Origin of the sequence: Paenibacillus sp. KS-LC4, assembly GCF_036894955.1 — a bacterium.
In the GTDB taxonomy this organism is placed as follows: domain Bacteria; phylum Bacillota; class Bacilli; order Paenibacillales; family Paenibacillaceae; genus Pristimantibacillus.
In genome coordinates, this window is record NZ_CP145905.1 from 1,032,934 (window position 1) to 1,053,753 (window position 20,820).

The following is a 20,820-nucleotide window of genomic DNA, read 5'->3' on the forward strand; positions in this document are numbered from 1 at the left end:
TAAGCTAATTCTTTACATCAATAGGGTATAGATCGAACAATACTATTAGCATACATGTAGAATGCTACAATGCGAGATAGCTTGCGTATTGTGGCATTTTTTCATGGTACAGCTAATCAAAAAATTATCGTATTTAAAGGAAGAAGGTGCTCTGGAGAAGTTCTGGAGACAAACCGTCGAGCAGACAAAGCAGGGCTTAGCAGACGGATGGAAGCAAATTCAAGCAGAAGGCAAAGAGGTATTAGACGGGTTCCAGGAAAAAACAGCTCAGTTGGAGAAGCTGCTAAGTGAAGGATTAACAAGCGGTAAGCAAATGATAATAGAAGGCTATAATCAAGCTGATGCTTGGTTAAATGACATGTATGCCGATTTGGGACCGGCACTGAATCAGGGCAAGCAGGGTTTTTATAATTTCAGCGGGGGATTTATAGCGGCGGTGGATGATGCCATGTTTTTTGGTCTAGCGCAGCATGTAGTAGAGAGCAATAATGAAGGAAGCGGGATGGCTAAGGATACGGTAGGCTATCAGCTCGGGAAAGTAACGGGCGATACCGTGATGTTAGTGGGCGGCCTCATCGCGATGGCAGGAGGTATTGGTGGCGAAATAGGGGGAACGGCTCTGTATGCAACAGGAGTAGGTGCTTTGGCTGTAGCTCCCATCCAAGTAGCAAGCTGGGGGCTCTTGATAGGCGGAGGCACGGTAGTCGTTCGAATCGGAAAAAACATCCCCGGTGACGTCAGCGATTTGTTCTCTAATATATGGAAGTCGGATAGCGGCCCGAAAAGCAAAGGGGATATTGATGTTCCTAAGGTTGAGGGGCCCCATGTGAAATCAGAGGGGTTAGGTAACTTTAATTTGAGTAGTGGTAACATTAAGTATTTTTGGAATGGTCATACTTTTGAATCTTTCAGCAAGCAAATCACATATATGCTGAAAGTTAAATCAAGAGAGGCTGTTAAGAAACAATTATTAGATGTAAGCTTTTTAATAAAAATTTAACTAAAGATCAAATTGTTTCTTCAGTTGAAAAAGCGGCAAATGAAGCAATAAGTAAAGGAATAACTCATGGACAATATTCAACAAAAATAGACGGAGAATTAATAACGGTTGCATTTGACAATGGCATTTTTCAAACTGCGTGGGGCTCTCATAAGTATAAGTTATCAGACTTCCGATACTAGGAGGAATAATAATGTTTAGAGTACAATTTAGAATTGTTGAAGATGACATACAAATATTATCGAAAATAAATAGTGAACAATTTGATGAAACATATGGAGATATAACTGGTCAAATTGAATTGACTTTAGGAAAGATGAAGATATATTAACAGTCGGCTTAATAAATAATCCAGGTGTATTAGGTATACATCGATTTATTTCAGAAGAACCATTCTCGATCATTGAAACTAGAGAGTGGAGCAATGTGGTAATAAGTTACGAAGAATTCCAAATGAGAATACATGATAGCACAACGGAATTATTCCAACAAATAGAAGAGTTAAATGTTGGCTTGCTCAATACATTAACATTAACTAGAATAAGAAAATTTCTTGAAAGCTTTGGACAAGAATGACGGTATAGGCTCATTTTTTTGTATTGGTCCATATCATTAGAACCCAAAAGGAGATTACATAACAATGAATAAATACAAATTAAACATAACAGCAGGACTGCTAGCAGTAGGGGTGCTTGTATCAAGTGGAGGCGTCCAAGCTAAAGCACAAGCAAGTAGTGAATCAAGCCAGGTAGGTTTAAGACAAACGTATGCAAGTACGTCTGTCACTCCTGCTTTTACAGATATAAAGGGACATTGGGCAGAAGCGACGATTAAGCAGGCGGTAGCAGATGGCTACTTAAAAGGGTATGCAAATGGAAAGTTCAAGCCTAACGGGCTGATTACAAGAGCAGAACTAGCTAGCGTATTGGTTCGCATAACGAACAATAAAAATGACGGCGGGAAGGTTAATTTTACGGATGTGCCAAGCAGCTACTGGGCAGCAAGTGCGATTAATAGTGCAGTTGGAGCGGGTTTTATTAAGGCCGGCGATGCAACGGGCGGGAAATTTAATCCGAACCAAGCGATGACTAGATATGATATGGCGAAGTGGTTCACGCAAGGTCTAGTTCGCAGTGAGGAAAGCTTTGCAACGGCACTAAAGGAAGTGGAAGGAACGCTTTTGCCATTTACGGAAACGTATAAAGTTGGGATTAGCAAGACTCAAGTGCCTTACATAGCGATAGCACGCGGGACGGGTCTGATGAAAGGAAAACCGGATGATAGCTTTGGGCTAAATGATACGACCACACGTGCAGAAGTCGCTGTAATGATCTATCGTTATTTAAAAATAGAGGGAAGCAAGGCCGAGAGTTATAAAGGTTTAAATGAATTAAGAGAAGTCGGCGTGTACGGGACGAACGCGGTTAGTTTGGGTAAAGCGACAGGCGGGATATCGCTAAGTAAGAAGCCAGCTACCATCTATGATGTAATGGGGAAAGATTTGGCCTTGAAATATAACAGAGGCACGATGGTTATGAACCGTTTTATCGTTGTAGATAACTTGCAACCGCTAGGCAGTGAGGATCGGAGTATTTTTGCAGATATGTTTACGCGTGTTCAAGGAACCTCATTCAGTATTTACACCGAGGTTACGGTAACGGCAAAAGTAGAGTTTGCTGATCCTACCTCCTATTCGAATTCATTTGACTGGATAGCAGGCTCCCGAATTCATAGTAAGGAGGATTTGTTTGATGTGTATGGCTATACAACAGTGCCAAATCGATTCGGACCTTTACAGAAGCATCAAACGTTTGCAGATTTTTTACCAATAGGTGAGCCTGTGAGATTTTGGCAAAAATCGAGATATCCCGACGCAGCTATTGATATTAAGGCGGCAGACGGAACATGGGGCATTGTGGAATTGCACAGGTAGGTGAAGAATGAAAACGATAGTTTTAAAAAAAGGCTTACAGGCTTTAGGCGTAATAAGTCTCCTTGTCACCATGGGGTGGCTTCTGAAGGAGTGGGGTGCCGCTGCTGCAGGAGCCCAAATTACTGCTAGCCCAGCAGTTCCAACAGCAGCACCTCCTACGGTAAGCCCGGCTGGTCCTGCTCGAAAACAAACGAAGACCTACCCTGTCATCAATATTCAAGACGTCCATCCTAAAGTGATATGGTATCAACTAGATAATGGATTTTTTAGGGCAGGATCTATAGAGGCGGGCAATGCTGGTTATGATACCTATGTGGATGCTAGAAATATTGGGACAATCAATAACCCTTATCCTGCTATTACCAGCCGTACAGGTGTAACGGATATGGAGCCTTATGCTCCTACTATCTTTAAGGATGCTAATAATGTACAGCATGCAAAAGATGAATTAGTGGAATGGTATATTTCTACGAATACAAGTGAGCATAGCTTTGTAGATGATGAAATTGATGACGCCTATGAAGGAGAAATGATTGCTCCTAATGGAGACCTGAGCAAGAAGCTAGTATTTAAAGTCAAAACGGGAGGTCCTAATTATACGAGACAGATTCCTTTTTCGGTAACCACGCCAGGCACACCAACTAAATATACCGTCGAATACGAATTTAGAGCAAAAATAACATGGCGAGGCAAGGACAGGCAAACGAAAGAAATACGAATCGTAGGGGATGAAATCACCCAAGTCGGTGAAAGTACCTTGCTGCGAGGAGAAGTGCTGACGCAAGGCTTCGAGGGTTCAGATACATGGTATGCCGTTAATCCCCCTGCGGCGGTGTGGAGTTCAGATCGTTCCGCTGTTGTCAGTGTAACACCGAGCGGAACGATCGAAGCGCATCGGGAGGGCACAGCCAAAATAACCGTACGCTGGCAAAAGGATGGATATGATCTCATTGCCAGTCGCGTCGTTAGAGTGGGCTGTGCTGGAGGTAGCTGCGAGGCCTCCGATATGTGCGTTCCGCAGCCAGGCCTAAGCCGTAGCCAAACCTCCATTACGCCGGATGCCCGAGGCGAGATTCGGGCAGATGCGCGAGGAGCAGAGCAGTTCGACGTGAGCAAGGGAATTCCGAGCAGTGACGCGCTGTATGCGAATGTATTCGGCAAAGCCTATCTCTTTGACTATACATTTGATCAAGAAATAGGTACGTGTACGTTTAAAATTCCGGTGTCCAAAACGTACACGTTAAAGTGGGAAACCGAGGAATCGGATGGTGAGGATGCGGATGGCAACCCGAGAACGAGAACGGTTCGCCATCAGGAAACCGAAACAGTGACGAATATATATGACGTGGAACGACCGTTTGCCTACTGGGAAATCACGACGTTCGATGCGTGGGGACTGAAGCAAGCAACGCTGAATCAATATGCACTGCCTTATGGAGCGATTACGCTGCTGCCAAACGGCTATACCGCACCTGATGTGCAAGGGGGCGTGACGGCTGAGCATATGGAGAAGCCGTCATATAGTGCGAAGGTGTTGGCGGGCGAAACGCTTGATGGCGGCAGCGAGCGTCCGAGTGTACCGTCGGAGGACTGGACCGAAGAAGCGGAAGGACAGGTTGGGCGCATCAAGGTATGGAATGACCGACTGGATTTCGACGGCTCCGTCATTATGGATGACGTGCAGCAGGACGATGAAACGCCAGAGCCGATTGATATCGTAGAAGCCGAGGAGATTGGGGAGGATGTACTTTACGAGAGCGGCTTGATCATACCCGGTACGCGGGCGAACAGCCGGGATGAGCCGAGTGATGGCATCCTGTCGTACGAGAGCCTGCTGAGCATCAATGGCGAGGGGGATGTTCAAACGTTCCCGATTGAAGGGCTCAATACGGTGACCGTCCACACCCCGGTGGTCAATGATTCCGAAGCACCGGATGAAAATCGCGGCTTTGATCAGAGCGTCATCCCGAATATGGCGCGAACGGTGCTTGTGCTGGGACGGGAGTTTTCCGTCGACTTTGATGAGACGGCGCCGCATTTGAATCAGCTCGGATACGGCAACCGGGACTATGCGAGATATACGCGAAACAAACGAATTGTATTCCCGTTTGATGTGTACCACGGAAGTACCTTCTATCCCGCGCAAACGTGGATTGATTATCCTGTCGGAGCAGCGAAGCAAACGTACCGCATTCCGGTCTGGGTACCGGAAGGGAACTACGATGCGGTGACGCAGGCGTGGGCGATTAATACACCGGATGGCTCGTCGGCGTATCAGACGGATTTCAATGGTGATCTCGCGAACTATGGAGCGAGCCGCACGCTGCTCTTTACGGTGCAAGGCCGCATTTCAGATTTCACGATCACGGACATCGGCGATCTGCGCTATGAATCGGTGTTTCGCACGGCGAAAGGCTCGAAGCAGCATTCAGGTTATGTCTATGAATCGGGTGGACGGACGAAGGATCGAGAAGAGACGAATCTAGCGAGCCAGCCTTCACGGCTATTGCCGATTCGGCCAGGCTCGCATCCAAGGGAAGCGGCTACGGTGCCGCATAATGGCTATCCCATCTCGTTCTACTTTGAAACCATCGGGAGCTATAGCGGCAAGGACGCAGGTATTCAAATCCAGCCAAGCTTCTGGTTTGTGAGCAAGCAGGGAGGAAGCGCGCAGGAGGTGGACTTGTACTACGACGTATCCGGTCCACGGAATAAGCTGATTAAAGTGGGCTCAGCGCGGGATCAGGAGCTGTACAGCCGAACGTATCAGCTGGCGGATCTGCTGCGCGGGGTGACGACGACCTCGCTGAGCCAAGCAGCGAGCTATGAATATGATTATCTGTTATCGCCAGCGAATCGGTTTGGCGCTTCGTGGGAGAAGTTCTGGAAGCACTACATTACGCGGAAAACGGTTATTAGTGCAGGCTACAGCCTAGAGGAGCTGTCGTATGCGTCCCGTACACTAGTGGGGCCAAGCGGTGCACAGGTGCCGGCTAGTGTGAATGCGGTGCAAGCGCTGCGGAGCGTGCAGCGATGGTACGGGGAGTATAGCCTGCCAATCGCACCGTATGTGCTGCCGAAGGGCACGAATATTTTAGAGGTGGCCAGGCAAAACGGCGGGGCGCTCAATGGCAGTGAGGGCGCGTTTTTGAAAAATGGCTATCTGATGGTTCATTTTGATCTAAGCGCCTACCAGCAGGAGCGCAAGGCAAATCCGGAAATTCGGTATGACGCGCCGATGGCGAATATGTGGGAAATTGAAGGGCAGCCGCTTGGCAGCGTGAGCTATAGCGGTCAGACGTACTGCTTTCAATATGGAGATATTGCAATGTTTGAATCGAGCTTCTCGGTGCGTAACGACTTCCAAGGCACGGGGAGATAGAACGGGTAAGCGAGGAGGTGTACAATGGCTGGCAAGCAGGTCGTATTTAAACCGGATGAAGTGAGGCGCCTGCAGCAGCTACTGGTGCGAATCGGAGCAGACACGGATGAGCTGCGGCGGCGTGTGACTATGATCCATCATTTGCGCTGGAAGGAGACCTGACGACACGGGTGCCGCTGCCGGACAACGCACGTTATCTCTTTATGGTGATGATGGCGCAAACGCCGGGACCAACGGGCGAACTGGCGAGGGTGCAGCTCAAGGAAATTCATGCGTTGCAGCAAACGATACGAGACGCTGCGGGCGGATTAGTAACGGATGTCCAGCAGGGGCAAGTAAAAAGCGGACTGCTGAACGTGCTGACGATTTTGCAGAGCATGCAGGCATTAAGTAAGTACGATCCCCCACCAAAGGAAGTTATCGTCGAGGAAAAGCCGGGCATGCTGGAGAAGTTTGGGCAGAATGCGATGCGAAGCCTTGAGATCTACGGGAGCGTGATAAAAAACCAAGCGTCAGTGGAATGGGCTGCGATTAAGCAAACCGGAAATAGCATAGCTGAGATTGCAACGGATTTATACAATGCTCACGTTGATCGAGCGAACAAAAGCAACGACCCCGTCTATGATTTTTTTAACAATGCGACGATGGGCTTAATCAGTGTACCAGGTGAGTTTTGGAAGGCACATGAGAATCGAACGGCGAATCGAAATGAGTCGGTGTCTGCCTATTTTGATTATTTGAGCTTGGGTTTAACGGGGTTGGTGCAGGGAGCATTTGCCCCTGAAGATCCGAATTCAAAGGAACATTTGTTAAATATGTTGGGTGTTCTTAGTCTCATAACTCCATTTAAGGGTAAACCAATAGCTGGAATTAAACCAAATGCATCAAAGATTTCTGAGATTTTACCAGAGGTGAAGGTTAAGACTGGTATTGGGGCAACTGGAGAAGGCATTCCGATTGAAAAGGTACATCCAAAAGTACTTAACGACATTTATTCTGATCCTTCAGGTGCATATGGATATTTACCTAAGGAAGGGACAGCTTATTCAAACATTGATTTTACAGATGTTAATAAAGCCAAAAATAATCAGATAATTAGAAAAGAGTATTTAGAGCAAACGAAAAAAATAGAGGCTAAACTAGCCGATATGAAGGCTAGTGGTGCTTCAGCAGAGGAAATAGCAAAAACGGCTGTGGATATGAGAAATCAGGATAAGGTTACAGCTAGATCAGCTATGTCAGCAGAAGAAGTGGTTGAACTTGAAAAGAGAAATATTAAAAAATATGGCAATCCAATTGGTCCTGATGCAGATTGGTTGTTCCAAAACAGTAAGATGAAGATGGAAAAAATAAATCCTGATGTTTCTGATTAAAGCAGTGTGGGAAGCGGTTATTGAAGGTGCGATGAGGAAGGATGAAGTTATTAATACACTGTTAGGAATTGAACATTGATTTTTAAATTACATTAATAGCTAACTCCGTTTAGTGATTTCAAAGCTAAAGTTATTACAGCTAAATTTAAAAGGAGTGGTTCCATGAATAAGATGGTCATTTTACGAAATTATTCGGAGTACAAAAAATACACAATTTGGAATGGAGAGAACTATGAAATTGTAGAAAAAGAAACAGTTAATAGACAAGAGCAGGGAATTTCAGGATTTACGGAAGATGAAACTATGGTGGGTGTGTTTGTGCAAGATAAGGATGCATTTTTTCTGATAAATAATAAAGAATATCAAATTTGTAAAAGTAATTTCGAATGTTCAAATAACTATATTGATAAAAAAACGAGAGTGTTTAAGTTTATAAACCAAAGTGATGTAATTTGTAAAATTACATATGAGCCGTATATTGATCCCGGAATGGTGATGTATGATTCTGATCCGGAGGAGTTTGATTTTCTGCTATTTTTAAGTAACAATATTTTGCAAAGCGAAGAGTCCCTTGCTAATTTCATTACTGCAAGAAACAAATGAAGATTATTTTGATCGAATTGATCTATTATTGTTTGAGGAGAAAACATCAACATACTAAGTGGTTCTTAAGTGGAGATTTAAAATTACGACAACGTGATTTTGGAGATGGAAGAGTAGGTAGTTGGATTTCGATACAAGAATTCAATATTTGTTTTACAATGGTCATGTATGATTTTATCGAATGGTGTCGGGAGTTGGATATAAATTTAGAGGTTGATATGAGTTGGAACAACCATAGGGGTTTTGTGATCGAGAGTAAGGATCAGGTGTTGGTGAGGTCAGAAATAAAAAGATTCATAGACATAAACAATTTAAAGCTTAGTGATGATGATGAGAAATTTTCTGAAGATGAGTGGTATTCATAAGAAGCATTTTCCTTGAGAAGGTTATTTGATGAGGCTGCCCAGTGCCGAAAGAATCTATTTTATAACCAATGTAAATCAAATTGAACTACTATCCCACATGTGAGTTTAACTATGAATAGTGACCCGCAAGAAGGACACCTTGAAAAAGGCTTCTCTTGTGGGTCTTTTGGATTTTATATTTAATGTGATAAATGGACTTTCGCCAATCTAACTATTCAAACTTTCCGTCATACTCCATAGATCTGGCTGTATTTTTGGCTGCCTGAGAGCCTAAAATGCGACCAACCATATGCAGTGACATCTCAATGCCCGCGGAAATGCCAGCCGAGGTAATGACGTCACCTTCATCTACAAACTTCACATTTTCCACGACAGTTATCTGCGGGAACTGCGTCTGCATGCGCTCAATGCTTGCCCAGTGTGTCGTCGCCCGCTTGCTATCGAGTAAGCCAATTTCTGCAAGCAGGAATGCTCCCGTACAGACGGAGGTCATCCACGTTACCTGCTCGCTCTGTTGTTTGATCCATGCAAGCAGCGCCTGATTATGAATTTCGTGCCGTGTGCCCATGCCGCCGGGAATAACGAGCACATCAAAGACAGGAGCATTGGCGAAGCTGTAATCTGGAGTTACCTTAAGGCCATTTTTAGCCGTGATGAGCGCTCCATTTTCAGAAATCGTCGATACTTGAAACGGGTGATAGGCATCCTCCTGTCCCCAGTTCAGCACTGTTACTGCAAATACCTCAAAAGGTCCGGCAAAATCAAGCACCTCCACATCATTAAACAAAAGAATGCCTACTTTGTAGTTTTCCATAGCTCTATTTCCTCCGTTTCCTTGTTCATAAATTAATGAAATTTACATTCGTACTGTGTTATTCTGCGGAGGCCTTGGAAACCCTCTCGACCAATAAGCAGGGCGCTGCGAAAATTTCTCCTATAAATTCACTTCACTTATAGCTGTCTGCGCGTAATCCCGAGTAGATTCCTGTCATATTATGATATTTTACCTGCCAAAAACGAACTTTAATAAAAGCTACTCTTTTTAACGTTCGTATTTTGTTGACAGCCCCGTGGGGATTAGATAAACTGGAAGAGGTCAGTAGCGGAGCAATCCGTTTATTATAGTGTTCGTCTCGTATAATCTCGGGGATTGGCCCGAAAGTTTCTACCCGAAAACCACAATTTTCGGACTACGAGCAAGCTTGAAGCTGGTATGCTTGAGTTGCCTTTTTTGAAGAAGAAGCAATAAGTTTTAAACTTATATTCGGCTTCTGGTTCTCTGCGATACGAAGCTTGCCGTTCAAGGACGGCTTCTTCGGTTTCAGCTTAGGGCAGCCTTGTGCTACTTTGTACCTTGTATTTTGCGAGGTTGCAGAAGCGGCAGCTTACTTCAGGCATAAAGAGCGCCAAGCGGTTCCCGAAGGATGGGAGGCTGCGCTGCGCGTTCGGCTCGGGTCCCGCAGCATACGTATGATTAAGACTCTTACGGTAGCTGTCGGGATTTTTCTGTTGAAATCGGGCAGTTTAGAAGGTAAGGAAAGCACCAAGCTACGGTTTTATATGGTTTACCTATTATATAGATGAAAGAAGGTTTGAACGCATGTCTGCGAAGGTAGGCGTCATCATGGGCAGCAAGTCGGATTGGGATACAATGAAACTGGCTTGCGATGTACTGGAAGAGCTTCAAATTCCTTATGAGAAAAAGGTTGTATCGGCGCACAGAACGCCCGATTTAATGTTTGAATATGCGGAAACGGCAGCGGAGCGCGGACTTAAGGTCATTATCGCGGGGGCTGGCGGAGCTGCACATCTTCCCGGCATGGTCGCCGCCAAAACGGTGCTGCCGGTTATTGGCGTTCCTGTCAAATCGTCAAATCTCAGCGGTCTCGACTCGCTGCTCTCCATCGTGCAAATGCCAGGCGGCATTCCAGTAGCGACTGTTGCAATCGGCAATGCTGGCGGCACGAATGCCGGACTGCTTGCGGCACAAATGCTGGGCGCGTTCGATCCAGATATTCAGGCACGCGTGGTCGCAAGACGCGAGCGCGTCAAGCAGGAAGTGCTGGAAAGCAGTGAAACGCTATGATGGCTGAGGCGGACAAGCAGCGACCGGATAACATCCGCACGCTGCTGCCAGGCAGCACGATCGGCGTGCTCGGCGGCGGACAATTAGGCCGGATGATGGCACTCGCAGGCAGCGCCATGGGCTATAAATTTGTGGCGCTTGATCCAGCCGAGGATTCCCCTTGCGGACAAGTGGCAGATCAAGTGGTCGGCGCTTATGACAATCACGAGGCAGCGCGCGAGTTAGCGCAGCGTTCAGACGTCATTACGTATGAATTCGAGAATGTAAATGCGGAAGTTGCCGCCATGCTGATGAAGGAATCTTACGTGCCGCAAGGCAGCAGGCTGCTTTATACGACGCAGCATCGGCTGCGGGAGAAGCGGGCGATTGAAGCAGCGGGCGTGAAGGTTGCCCCTTACAGCGAAATTCGCAGCAGCGCAGAGCTTCATATAGAAGCCGAACGCTTAGGCCTGCCATGCGTATTAAAAACAGCGACCGGCGGCTACGATGGCAAAGGGCAATGGGTTATTCGCAGCGCGGAGGAGATCGACGAGGCGTACGAAACGCTGAGCCGAGCTGGAACCGAGCTGGTGCTGGAGAAATTCATTTCCTTTGACAAAGAGCTGTCGGTCATTGCGGCGCGCAGCCCGCAGGGTGAGGTCAGAGCATTCCCGGCGGCGGAAAATATCCATATCGACAATATTCTGCATCTGTCGATTGTACCGGCCCGGATCGACGAGGGCATACAGCGCAGAGCAGAGCAGCTAGCGATGCAAATTGCCGAAGGGCTGGGCGCAGTAGGGTTAATCGCCGTTGAGCTGTTTTTGACGGCTGACGGTGAGCTGTATGTGAATGAGCTGGCACCACGGCCGCACAACAGCGGGCATTATACGATGGAAGCGGCGCATACGTCGCAGTTCGAGCAGCATGTGCGGGCGGTGTGCAATTTGCCGCTGGGACGTACGGATTTGCTGACGCCAGTCGTTATGGTGAATGTGCTCGGCCAGCATGTAGAGCCGGTCATTCAGCGCTTTGGTACTCGCGATGAAGCAGCCGCACGCCTTGGCGTAACGCCGAAGCTGCATCTGTATGGCAAGAAGGACGCTGTTCACAAAAGAAAAATGGGCCACATTAACGTGCTTGCTCCCGATGTGGAAGCAGCGCTGCAATGGATAGATGAAACAACAATTTGGAAGGTGGAATAGCTAAATGTTAGAGCGTTACAGCAGACCGGAAATGAGAGCGATTTGGACCGAGGAGAATAAGTTCCAAGCATGGCTGGAGGTTGAGCTTTGCGCATGCGAGGCTTGGTCGGAACTGGGCATTATTCCGAAGGAAGACGTGGAAGAGCTTCGCAAAAACGCCAGCTTCAACATCGATCGCATTTACGAAATCGAGCAAGATACGCGTCATGACGTTATCGCCTTTACACGCGCTGTATCGGAAACGGTTGGTCCTGAGCGCAAATGGGTGCACTATGGTCTGACATCGACGGATGTTGTAGATACGGCAATGGGCTATCTGCTGCTGCAAGCCAATGCCATTTTGCAAAAGGATATTGAACGTTTTATTTCGATTTTGCGCGACAAAGCGATTCAGTACAAAGATACGCCGATGATGGGACGTACGCATGGCGTTCATGCTGAGCCAACGACCTTTGGCCTCAAAATGGCACTGTGGCACGAAGAGATGAAGCGTAACCTGGAGCGTTTCCTGCATGCGGCTGACGGCGTGCAATACGGCAAAATTTCCGGTGCTGTCGGCACATACGCGAACATTGATCCATTCGTAGAAGAATTTGTCTGCAAGAAGCTCGGCACGAAGGCGGCCCCAATCTCTACGCAAACGCTGCAGCGTGACCGCCATGCGGAATACATGGGCACACTGGCACTCGTTGCTTCTTCGCTGGACAAGTTCGCTACGGAAATCCGCGCTTTGCAGAAGAGCGAATTCCGCGAGGTGGAGGAGCCTTTCGCCAAAGGTCAAAAAGGCTCATCGGCTATGCCGCACAAGCGCAACCCAATCGGCTGCGAGAACATTTCCGGTTTGTCCAGAGTCATTCGCGGACATATGCTGACGGCTTACGAGAACATTCCGCTGTGGCATGAGCGTGATATTAGCCATTCGTCCGCAGAGCGCGTTATTTTGCCAGATGCAACCATGCTGCTCAACTACATGCTGAACCGTCTGGGCAACATTATCAACAATCTGCAAGTATTCCCGGAAAATATGAAGCGCAATATGCAGCGTACGTTTGGCGTACCGTTCTCCGGCCGCGTCATGACGAAGCTGATTGATAAAGGCTTTAGCCGCGAGCAGGCTTACGACACCGTTCAGCCGCGCGCAATGCAAGCTTGGGAAGAGCAGCGCCAATTCCGCGACATTATTGAATCGACGAAGGAAATTACCGAGCTGCTGTCGGCGGAAGAGATCGACGATTGCTTTAACCCAACATGGCATCTGAAGCATGTGGACACGATTTTCACCCGTCTTGGATTGAACTAAGGAGGCTTACTGGCGAATGACTGCATCATCTCAAAGCTTGTCTACTGCTGCTCCATATATCAAAGCGCCCCTGCTGTACAAGGGGAAGGTTAGAGAGCTTTATGATCTGGGCGAGCATTTTCTAATCGTTGTAACGGACCGCATTTCGGCGTTCGACTATGTGCTTGATCCGGCTGTGCCGGAGAAGGGCAATGTGCTTAACCGCCTGTCGGCATTCTGGTTTGAGCAGACGGCTTCGATTCAGACGAACCATGTCGTGCATACGGATGTGGATAAGCTGGGCGAGCTCGTTACCGAGCCTGAGCTGCTGCGCAACCGGATTATGGTGACGCGCAAAGCAGAGCGTATCGACATTGAATGCGTCGTGCGCGGCTATATCACAGGCGGCGGCTGGAGACAATATCAGCAAACGTCTGCGATCAATGGCATTGAGCTGCCGGCAGGCCTGCGCAAAAATGAACGTTTTCCACAGCCGATCTTTACGCCAGCTGCGAAAAACGACGTCGGCCACGACGAGGATATTCCGTTCGAGCGGATGCAGGAGCTGGTTGGTGCAGAGCTGTCCGTGGAGCTGCGCGACCGCAGCATCAAGCTTTACGAGTTCGCTCACGCATATTGCGCCGAGCGCGGCATCATTCTTGCCGATTGCAAATTCGAATTTGGACTGATTGACGGCAAGGTTATTCTCATTGATGAGATTTTCACGCCCGATTCCTCACGCTTCTGGGCTGAGAGCAATTTCGCCTATGACATTGAGATCGACAGCATGGACAAGGAGCCGGTAAGAACTTATTTGCTCGGCTCGGATTGGGACAAGAACAGCAAGCCGGACCCGTTGCCGGAAGCGGTTGTCGCAGAGACGACGAAGCGGTACCAGGATATTTACCGCCGCTTGACCGGCTCGGAAAGCTACTAGCATACAAGGTGAAACGGCCGAAAGTCGTCCTTTGGCGGCGCGTTTCAGTCCGAGAAATATAGAGAAAGCATGGCGAAAGCATATACTTTCCTATATTTCAAGCAAAGCGATTTTGCTGGAGGGAGCCTGTGGGGTGCTCGCCTAAAGCAGAAGAAAAGCGAAGCAGCGTTAACGCTACAATATTATTTTCATTATCAGGAGGCCAACAATGAAAGCAACCGTCTACGTAACAATCAAGGAAAATGTACTTGATCCGCAAGGAACAGCTGTACAAGGAGCTTTGCACTCGATGGGCTTTGCCGAAGTGGGAAAAGTTCGGATCGGCAAATATTTGGAGCTTGAGCTGGGCGATATTGACCGCAGCGAGGCAGAGCAGCGCATTAAGGAAATGTGCGAGAAGCTGCTTGCGAACACGGTCGTAGAAGATTACCGTTTTGAGCTGGAGGGATAGGCGATGAAGTTTGCGGTTCTGGTTTTTCCAGGTTCCAACTGTGATATTGATTGTTACAAGGCGGTAGAGGAAGCGATTGGCCAAAAGGTAGAGTATGTATGGCATACCTCGACGGATCTTTCCGGCTATGACGCGATTTTGGTGCCAGGAGGCTTCTCCTACGGCGATTACCTGCGTTGCGGCGCGATATCCCGCTTCGCTCCTGTTATGAACGAAGTGAAGAAAGCGGCGGAGGAAGGCAAGTTTATCCTCGGCATTTGCAACGGGTTCCAAATTCTTACGGAAGCGGGTCTGCTGCCGGGAGCTTTGATCCGCAACAATGGCCTCAAGTTCCGCTGCCATCAAACGCCGCTTGAGGTTGTGAACAACGGCAATCCGTTTACGAATCAATATGCAGAGGGCGATATTATCAACATTCCAATCGCTCACGGCGAAGGCAACTATTATTGCGACGACGCGACGCTGGCACAGCTGGAGGCGAATAAGCAAATTATTTTCCGCTACGCAGGCGATACGAATCCGAATGGTTCGGTATCCAATATCGCGGGCGTGAGCAATGAGCGCGGCAACGTAGTTGGCATGATGCCGCATCCAGAGCGTGCGATCAACCAATTGTTTGGCTCAGAGGACGGCAAAAAAATGTTTACATCGATTTTGAATGCATGGAGGGAACAGCATGGCGCAGCAGTTAACAGCTAAGGAACCGACAGCGGAGCAAATTGCGGATCAGCGGATTTATACGCAGTTCGGCGTAACGGATTATGAATATGAGCTGATTTGCGGATTTCTTGGCCGCCAGCCAAACTATACGGAGATTGGCGTATTCAGCGTCATGTGGTCGGAGCATTGCTCCTACAAAAACTCCAAGCCGATTTTGAAAAAATTCCCGATCACTGGACCTAAAGTTTTGATGGGACCAGGCGAAGGCGCGGGTATCGTGGATATCGGCGACAACCAAGCGGTTGTATTCAAGATCGAATCGCATAACCATCCATCTGCGGTTGAGCCTTATCAAGGCGCAGCTACAGGTGTAGGCGGCATTATCCGCGATATTTTCTCGATGGGCGCACGTCCTGTTGCATTGATGAACAGCTTGCGTTTTGGCCGTCTTGAGAATGATCGCGTTAAATATTTGTTCGAAAATGTTGTCAGCGGCATCGCTGGCTACGGCAACTGCATCGGCATTCCGACTGTCGGCGGTGAAGTGATGTTCGATGAGAGCTACGAGGGCAATCCGCTCGTCAACGCAATGTGCGTAGGTCTCATTGATCATGATAAAATTCAACGCGGCGTCGCTAAAGGTGTAGGCAACCCGGTGTTTTACGTTGGCCCGGCAACTGGCCGCGACGGCATCCACGGCGCTACCTTCGCTTCAGTCGAGCTGTCCGAGGAGTCCGAAGAGAAGCGTACAGCCGTTCAAGTTGGCGATCCATTCATGGAGAAGCTGGTTATGGAAGCGACGCTTGAGCTAATTGATTCCGGCATCGTGCTTGGTATTCAAGATATGGGCGCAGCGGGTCTTACTTGCTCCAGCGCAGAGATGGCTTCGAAAGCCGGCAACGGCCTTGAGCTGTATCTCGATGAAGTGCCGCAGCGTGAAACAGGCATGACGCCTTACGAGATGATGCTGTCTGAATCGCAAGAGCGCATGCTCTTCGTTGTTGAGCCGCAGCATGAAGCGCAGGCGAAGGAGATTTTCGACCGTTGGGGCATCATTTGCGCCAAAGTCGGCAAAGTAACCGATGACGGCCGTCTCCGCTTATTCCACCAAGGCGAGCAGGTGGCGGATATGCCGGTAACAGCGCTCGTTGACGAGTGTCCGGTTTATGACAAGCCTTCGCAGGAGCCTGCTTATTACAGCGCGAATGCGGCGATCGACACAACGGCATATCCGGAAGTAACGGATTTGACGGCTGCACTTGAGAAGGTGCTTGCTTCGCCAACAGTGGCGAGCAAAGAGTGGGTTTACAATCAATATGACTATATGGTGCGTACGTCGACAGCGGTTCAGCCGGGCTCGGACGCAGCAGTTGTGACAATCAACGGCACTCGCAAGGCGCTTGCGATGACTACAGACTGCAATAGCCGTTATGTATATCTTGATCCAGAAGTGGGCGGACGCATTGCCGTAGCTGAAGCAGCGCGCAACATCGTTTGCTCCGGCGCAGAGCCGCTGGCGATTACGGACAACCTGAACTTCGGCAGCCCGGAGAAGCCAGATGTATTCTGGCAGATCGAGAAATCGGCAGACGGCATGTCCGAGGCTTGCCGTGTACTGGAAACACCAGTTATCGGCGGTAATGTCAGCTTGTACAATGAAAATGCAAAAGGCGCGATTTACCCGACTCCAGTTATCGGCATGGTAGGTCTCGTTCATGACATTGATCATATTACGACGCAAGGCTTCAAAAACGAAGGCGACGTCATCATTCTCGTCGGCGAGACGAAAGCTGAAATGGGCGGAAGCGAGCTGCAATACGTGCTGCAAGGCGTGAACGAAGGCCGTCCTCCCGTTATTGATCTAGCCGTTGAGAAGAAGACGCTCGGCGCTGTGCTTAGCGCCATTCAAGGCGGTTTGGTCGCTTCGGCGCATGACTTGTCCGAGGGCGGCATTGCAGCTGCGCTGGCAGAATCCTGCATAAGCGGCAAGCTTGGTGCAGAAGTTAATATCAACACAGAGCTGCGCGCTGACCATGCATTGTTCAGTGAATCGCAATCGCGTATTTTGCTGTCGGCAAAGCCAGAGCAAGCAGCAGCGCTGCAAGCCTTGCTGACTGAGCAAGGCGTTGCCCATGCGGCAATTGGTTCGGTTAAAGGAGCTGCTCTTTCGATCAGCATCAATGGTAAATCCGGCATTCAGGCGTCGGTACAACAACTGGAGAAGGTCTGGAAGGATGCGATTCCATGTCTGATGAAATAAAGCAGCCTAAGCTTTGGTCAGGCGATTATTATAATCAAGGCGGCGGTCGGGAGGATTTCTTCGACAAGCTGCGCGAGGAATGCGGCGTGTTCGGTGTCTTCAATCATGCCGACGCAGCCTCGCTTTCCTACTATGGGCTTCATGCGTTGCAGCATCGCGGCGAGGAATCTGCGGGCATTTGCACCGTCGACACGACGGACCGCAATCGGTTCAGCTATCACCGCGGCATGGGACTCGTCAAGGAGGTGTTCGACAAGGAGCGCCTGACGGGGCTCCCTGGCGACCGCTCGATCGGTCACGTGCGCTATTCGACAGCGGGAGAGAGCAAGCTGGCGAATGCACAGCCGCTCATTTTCCGCTATCGGGATGGGGATCTTGCTGTAGCGACGAACGGCAATATCGTAAATGCGCCCGAAATTCGCAAGGAGCTGGAGAGCATGGGCTCTATTTTCCAGACGACGAGCGATACGGAGGTTATTGCGCATTTGATTGCCCGTTCGCCGAAGGATTTTGTGACGGCAGCGAAAGAAGCGCTTCAGCGTATCGTTGGAGGCTTCGCTTTCCTGATTATGACGAATGACAAGCTGCTGGTCGCTTCTGATCCGAACGGACTGCGTCCGCTCGTCATGGGACGCATCGGCGAGGGGTATGTATTCTCTTCCGAGTCATGTGCGTTCGAATCCATTGGCGCCGAATATTTGCGCGACGTTCAGCCAGGCGAGCTGCTTATTTTTGATCAGGATGGCATGACAGAGGATCGTTATGCGGAAGTAACGCGCCGGGCAACCTGCGCGATGGAATACATTTATTTTGCCCGTCCCGACAGCGACATTCATGAGATCAACATTCATTCCGCACGTAAGCGGATGGGTAAGCAGCTTGCGATGGAATCGTTCGTCGATGCTGATATCGTAACGGGTGTGCCGGATTCCAGTATTTCTGCGGCTATCGGTTATGCGGAGCAGACAGGCATTCCTTATGAGCTTGGACTTATCAAAAATAAATACACGGGCCGCACCTTCATCCAGCCCTCGCAGGAGCTGCGTGAGCAGGGCGTGAAGATGAAGCTGTCCGCCGTTCGCAAAGTCGTAGAAGGCAAACGCGTCGTCATGATTGATGACTCGATCGTTCGCGGCACAACCTCGCGCCGGATCGTTAACATGCTGCGTGAAGCAGGAGCGACGGAGGTGCATGTGCGGATTACATCGCCGCCCTTCAAAAACCCTTGCTACTACGGCATTGATACGCCGAGCCGCGATGAGCTTATCGCATCTTCTCGCACGGTGCAGGAAATTTGCGAGCTGATCAATGCGGATTCGCTGACCTTCCTTAGCGACAGCGGCTTTATTGATTCGGTTGGCGGCAATGACGGTGCTTATAACCGGGGCATGTGCCTCGGCTGCTTTGATAATGATTACCCGACGCCTGTTGATGAGGAATCGGACAAAAGCTGCAGCTGCTAGACTTAGCAGCATGGCTAAGCATGATGCTGTAATCGTGAAATTTAGAAATAATAGTGCTGCCTGCCACTTGCGCGCCTGAATCAGGCGCGCAAGCTTGGCGGCTACAATAAAGGGGTTGAACGGTGTGGCAGAAGCGTATAAAAAAGCTGGCGTCGATATAGCGGCTGGCAACGAAGCGGTCGAAAGAATGAAGAAGCATGTCAAGAAGACGTTCCGTCCTGAGGTGCTGACCGATCTTGGCGGCTTTGGCGGCCTGTTCGGCCTAAACAAGGACAAATATGACGAGCCGGTGCTCGTATCGGGTACAGACGGCGTTGGCACGAAGCTGAAGCTGGCTTTTGCAATGGACAAGCATGACACGATCGGTATTGATGCGGTTGCTATGTGCGTCAACGACATCATTGTGCAAGGCGCTGAGCCATTGTTCTTCCTCGATTACCTCGCTTGCGGCAAAGTTGTGCCTGAGAAAATCGAAGCGGTCGTTAAAGGCATCGCAGACGGCTGCGTTCAAGCTGGCTGTGCACTAATTGGCGGCGAGACAGCGGAAATGCCAGGCATGTACCAAGGCGACGAATACGATATCGCGGGCTTTACGGTCGGCGTTGTCGATAAGAAGAAAATCATCGACGGCACGACCATTACGCCCGGAGACGCAGTAATTGGACTTGCGTCAAGCGGCATTCACAGCAATGGCTATTCGCTCGTTCGCAGATTGCTTCTCGAAGAAAGCGGCTATGCGCTGGATCAGGAGCTGGCAGAGCTTGATGGTGCGAAGCTTGGCGATGTATTGATCGAGCCAACTCGCATTTATGTGAAATCAGCGCTGAAGCTGATTGAGCAAGTTAAGGTGAAGGGCATGGCGCATATTACAGGCGGCGGCTTCATCGAGAACATTCCACGCGTATTGCCGGAAGGCGTTAATGTGAATGTGGAATACGGCTCTTGGCCGATCCACAGCATTTTTGGCCTCATGCAGGAAAAAGGTTCAATTACGAATCGTGATATGTTCACGACGTTCAATATGGGGATTGGCCTCGTTGTTGTCGTACCGGCTGATGAAGCGGAAGAAGCACTTCGCGTAGCAAATGAGCTTGGCGAGAAGGCTTACCGCATTGGAACCGTAACGGAAGGCAGCCGCATCGTCACGTTTACAGGAGCGACGGTGTAATGGCAGCGAAGCGTATAGCCGTATTTGCATCGGGTCAAGGCACAAATTTTCAAGCCTTGGCCGATGCGGCATGGCAAGGGGAGCTCGATGCAACTATCGAGCTTCTTGTTTGTGATAAGCCTTCTGCTCCTGTTATCGAGCGGGCGCGCAAGGCTGGCGTAGAGATGTTTATTTTCAAGCCTAAGGATTATCCGTCCCGGGAAGCGCATGACAGCGTTATTTTGGCGGAGCTTGAGCGTCGTGGCATTGAGCTGATTGTGCTGGCGGGCTATATGCGCATCATTACACCAGTGCTGGTGGAGCCTTTCTACGGGCGAATGATCAATATCCATCCTTCCTTGCTGCCAGCGTTTCCAGGCATGAATGCTATTGGGCAGGCGCTGGATTACGGCGTGAAGCTGACGGGTGTCACCGTGCATTATGTGGACGGCGGTCTCGATAGCGGCCCTATTATTGCCCAGCAAGCGGTTGGAGTTGCCGACGGCGAGACGGAAGACGAGCTTGCAGTGCGCATTCATGCGGCCGAGCAGCAGCTGCTTCCGCAGGTTGTGCGGCAAATCGCTGGCGGTCGGGTCCATTTGGACGGACGCTTGGTGCGAATTGATGTGAGTAAGCAAGCCGAGTAAGCGGGCATGAATAACGATAAAGCACTTATAGTAAGACAAGGGTTAACATA

Annotated in this window: 19 protein-coding genes and 1 riboswitch; of the genes, 18 read left to right on the top strand and 1 reads right to left on the bottom strand. The window is 49.3% G+C overall.

Annotated elements, in window-relative coordinates; translation table 11 throughout:
• Window positions 1-103 precede the first annotated feature (103 nt).
• From V5J77_RS04390 to V5J77_RS04425, 8 genes are all read left to right on the top strand, one after another.
• The gene (locus tag V5J77_RS04390) at window positions 104-1,000 is read left to right on the top strand and encodes a hypothetical protein (RefSeq protein WP_338554580.1); all 897 of its coding nucleotides are present in this window, start codon (window positions 104-106) and stop codon (window positions 998-1,000) included.
• A 193-nt stretch (window positions 1,001-1,193) separates the two neighbouring features.
• Entirely contained in the window at window positions 1,194-1,331 is a 138-nt protein-coding gene (locus tag V5J77_RS04395) for a hypothetical protein (protein ID WP_338554581.1), read from the top strand.
• A gap of 309 nt (window positions 1,332-1,640) precedes the next feature.
• On the top strand, window positions 1,641-2,933 hold the full coding sequence (locus tag V5J77_RS04400) for an S-layer homology domain-containing protein (protein ID WP_338554582.1): 1,293 nt from the start codon (window positions 1,641-1,643) through the stop codon (window positions 2,931-2,933).
• Between the two features lie 7 nt (window positions 2,934-2,940).
• Window positions 2,941-6,315, top strand: a complete 3,375-nt coding sequence (locus V5J77_RS04405; protein ID WP_338554583.1) for a DUF5704 domain-containing protein — start codon at window positions 2,941-2,943, stop codon at window positions 6,313-6,315.
• A gap of 24 nt (window positions 6,316-6,339) precedes the next feature.
• Window positions 6,340-6,477, top strand: a complete 138-nt coding sequence (locus V5J77_RS04410) for a hypothetical protein (protein ID WP_338554584.1) — start codon at window positions 6,340-6,342, stop codon at window positions 6,475-6,477.
• A gap of 8 nt (window positions 6,478-6,485) precedes the next feature.
• The gene (locus V5J77_RS04415) at window positions 6,486-7,688 is read left to right on the top strand and encodes a hypothetical protein (protein WP_338554585.1); all 1,203 of its coding nucleotides are present in this window, start codon (window positions 6,486-6,488) and stop codon (window positions 7,686-7,688) included.
• A 162-nt stretch (window positions 7,689-7,850) separates the two neighbouring features.
• The gene (locus tag V5J77_RS04420; protein ID WP_338554586.1) at window positions 7,851-8,291 is read left to right on the top strand and encodes a hypothetical protein; all 441 of its coding nucleotides are present in this window, start codon (window positions 7,851-7,853) and stop codon (window positions 8,289-8,291) included.
• Window positions 8,288-8,656 carry a hypothetical protein gene (locus V5J77_RS04425; RefSeq protein WP_338554587.1) on the top strand — a complete coding sequence of 123 codons (369 nt, stop codon included), beginning with the start codon at window positions 8,288-8,290 and terminating at the stop codon, window positions 8,654-8,656. Before V5J77_RS04420 ends, V5J77_RS04425 begins: the two co-directional genes overlap by 4 nt.
• A gap of 211 nt (window positions 8,657-8,867) precedes the next feature.
• Here the strand turns inward: V5J77_RS04425 and V5J77_RS04430 are convergent, their stop codons facing one another.
• Window positions 8,868-9,470 carry a DJ-1/PfpI family protein gene (locus V5J77_RS04430; RefSeq protein ID WP_338554588.1) on the bottom strand — a complete coding sequence of 201 codons (603 nt, stop codon included), beginning with the start codon at window positions 9,468-9,470 and terminating at the stop codon, window positions 8,868-8,870.
• A 299-nt stretch (window positions 9,471-9,769) separates the two neighbouring features.
• A riboswitch (purine riboswitch) is annotated at window positions 9,770-9,869 on the top strand.
• Window positions 9,870-10,256: 387 nt separating this feature from the next.
• On the opposite strand from V5J77_RS04430, the gene purE reads away from it, so the two are divergent.
• From purE to purN, 10 genes are all read left to right on the top strand, one after another.
• Complete coding sequence (gene purE / locus V5J77_RS04435) at window positions 10,257-10,742, top strand: 5-(carboxyamino)imidazole ribonucleotide mutase (RefSeq protein ID WP_338554589.1); 486 nt, start codon at window positions 10,257-10,259, stop codon at window positions 10,740-10,742.
• Complete coding sequence (purK, locus tag V5J77_RS04440; protein ID WP_338556544.1) at window positions 10,742-11,926, top strand: 5-(carboxyamino)imidazole ribonucleotide synthase; 1,185 nt, start codon at window positions 10,742-10,744, stop codon at window positions 11,924-11,926. Before purE ends, purK begins: the two co-directional genes overlap by 1 nt.
• 4 nt (window positions 11,927-11,930) lie before the next feature.
• Window positions 11,931-13,226, top strand: coding sequence for an adenylosuccinate lyase (purB, locus tag V5J77_RS04445; protein WP_338554590.1), 1,296 nt, complete (start codon window positions 11,931-11,933; stop codon window positions 13,224-13,226).
• Between the two features lie 16 nt (window positions 13,227-13,242).
• Window positions 13,243-14,142, top strand: a complete 900-nt coding sequence (locus V5J77_RS04450; protein WP_338554591.1) for a phosphoribosylaminoimidazolesuccinocarboxamide synthase — start codon at window positions 13,243-13,245, stop codon at window positions 14,140-14,142.
• 208 nt (window positions 14,143-14,350) lie between these two features.
• Window positions 14,351-14,593, top strand: a complete 243-nt coding sequence (gene purS, locus V5J77_RS04455; RefSeq protein WP_338554592.1) for a phosphoribosylformylglycinamidine synthase subunit PurS — start codon at window positions 14,351-14,353, stop codon at window positions 14,591-14,593.
• A 3-nt stretch (window positions 14,594-14,596) separates the two neighbouring features.
• On the top strand, window positions 14,597-15,292 hold the full coding sequence (gene purQ, locus V5J77_RS04460) for a phosphoribosylformylglycinamidine synthase subunit PurQ (RefSeq protein ID WP_338554593.1): 696 nt from the start codon (window positions 14,597-14,599) through the stop codon (window positions 15,290-15,292).
• Entirely contained in the window at window positions 15,270-17,513 is a 2,244-nt protein-coding gene (gene purL / locus V5J77_RS04465) for a phosphoribosylformylglycinamidine synthase subunit PurL (RefSeq protein ID WP_338554594.1), read from the top strand. The genes purQ and purL overlap by 23 nt, the downstream gene beginning before the upstream one ends.
• Window positions 17,498-18,976 carry an amidophosphoribosyltransferase gene (purF, locus tag V5J77_RS04470; RefSeq protein ID WP_338554595.1) on the top strand — a complete coding sequence of 493 codons (1,479 nt, stop codon included), beginning with the start codon at window positions 17,498-17,500 and terminating at the stop codon, window positions 18,974-18,976. Before purL ends, purF begins: the two co-directional genes overlap by 16 nt.
• Window positions 18,977-19,100: 124 nt before the next feature.
• Window positions 19,101-20,144, top strand: a complete 1,044-nt coding sequence (gene purM, locus V5J77_RS04475; protein ID WP_338556546.1) for a phosphoribosylformylglycinamidine cyclo-ligase — start codon at window positions 19,101-19,103, stop codon at window positions 20,142-20,144.
• The gene (purN, locus tag V5J77_RS04480) at window positions 20,144-20,770 is read left to right on the top strand and encodes a phosphoribosylglycinamide formyltransferase (RefSeq protein ID WP_338554596.1); all 627 of its coding nucleotides are present in this window, start codon (window positions 20,144-20,146) and stop codon (window positions 20,768-20,770) included. Before purM ends, purN begins: the two co-directional genes overlap by 1 nt.
• Window positions 20,771-20,820 lie beyond the last annotated feature (50 nt).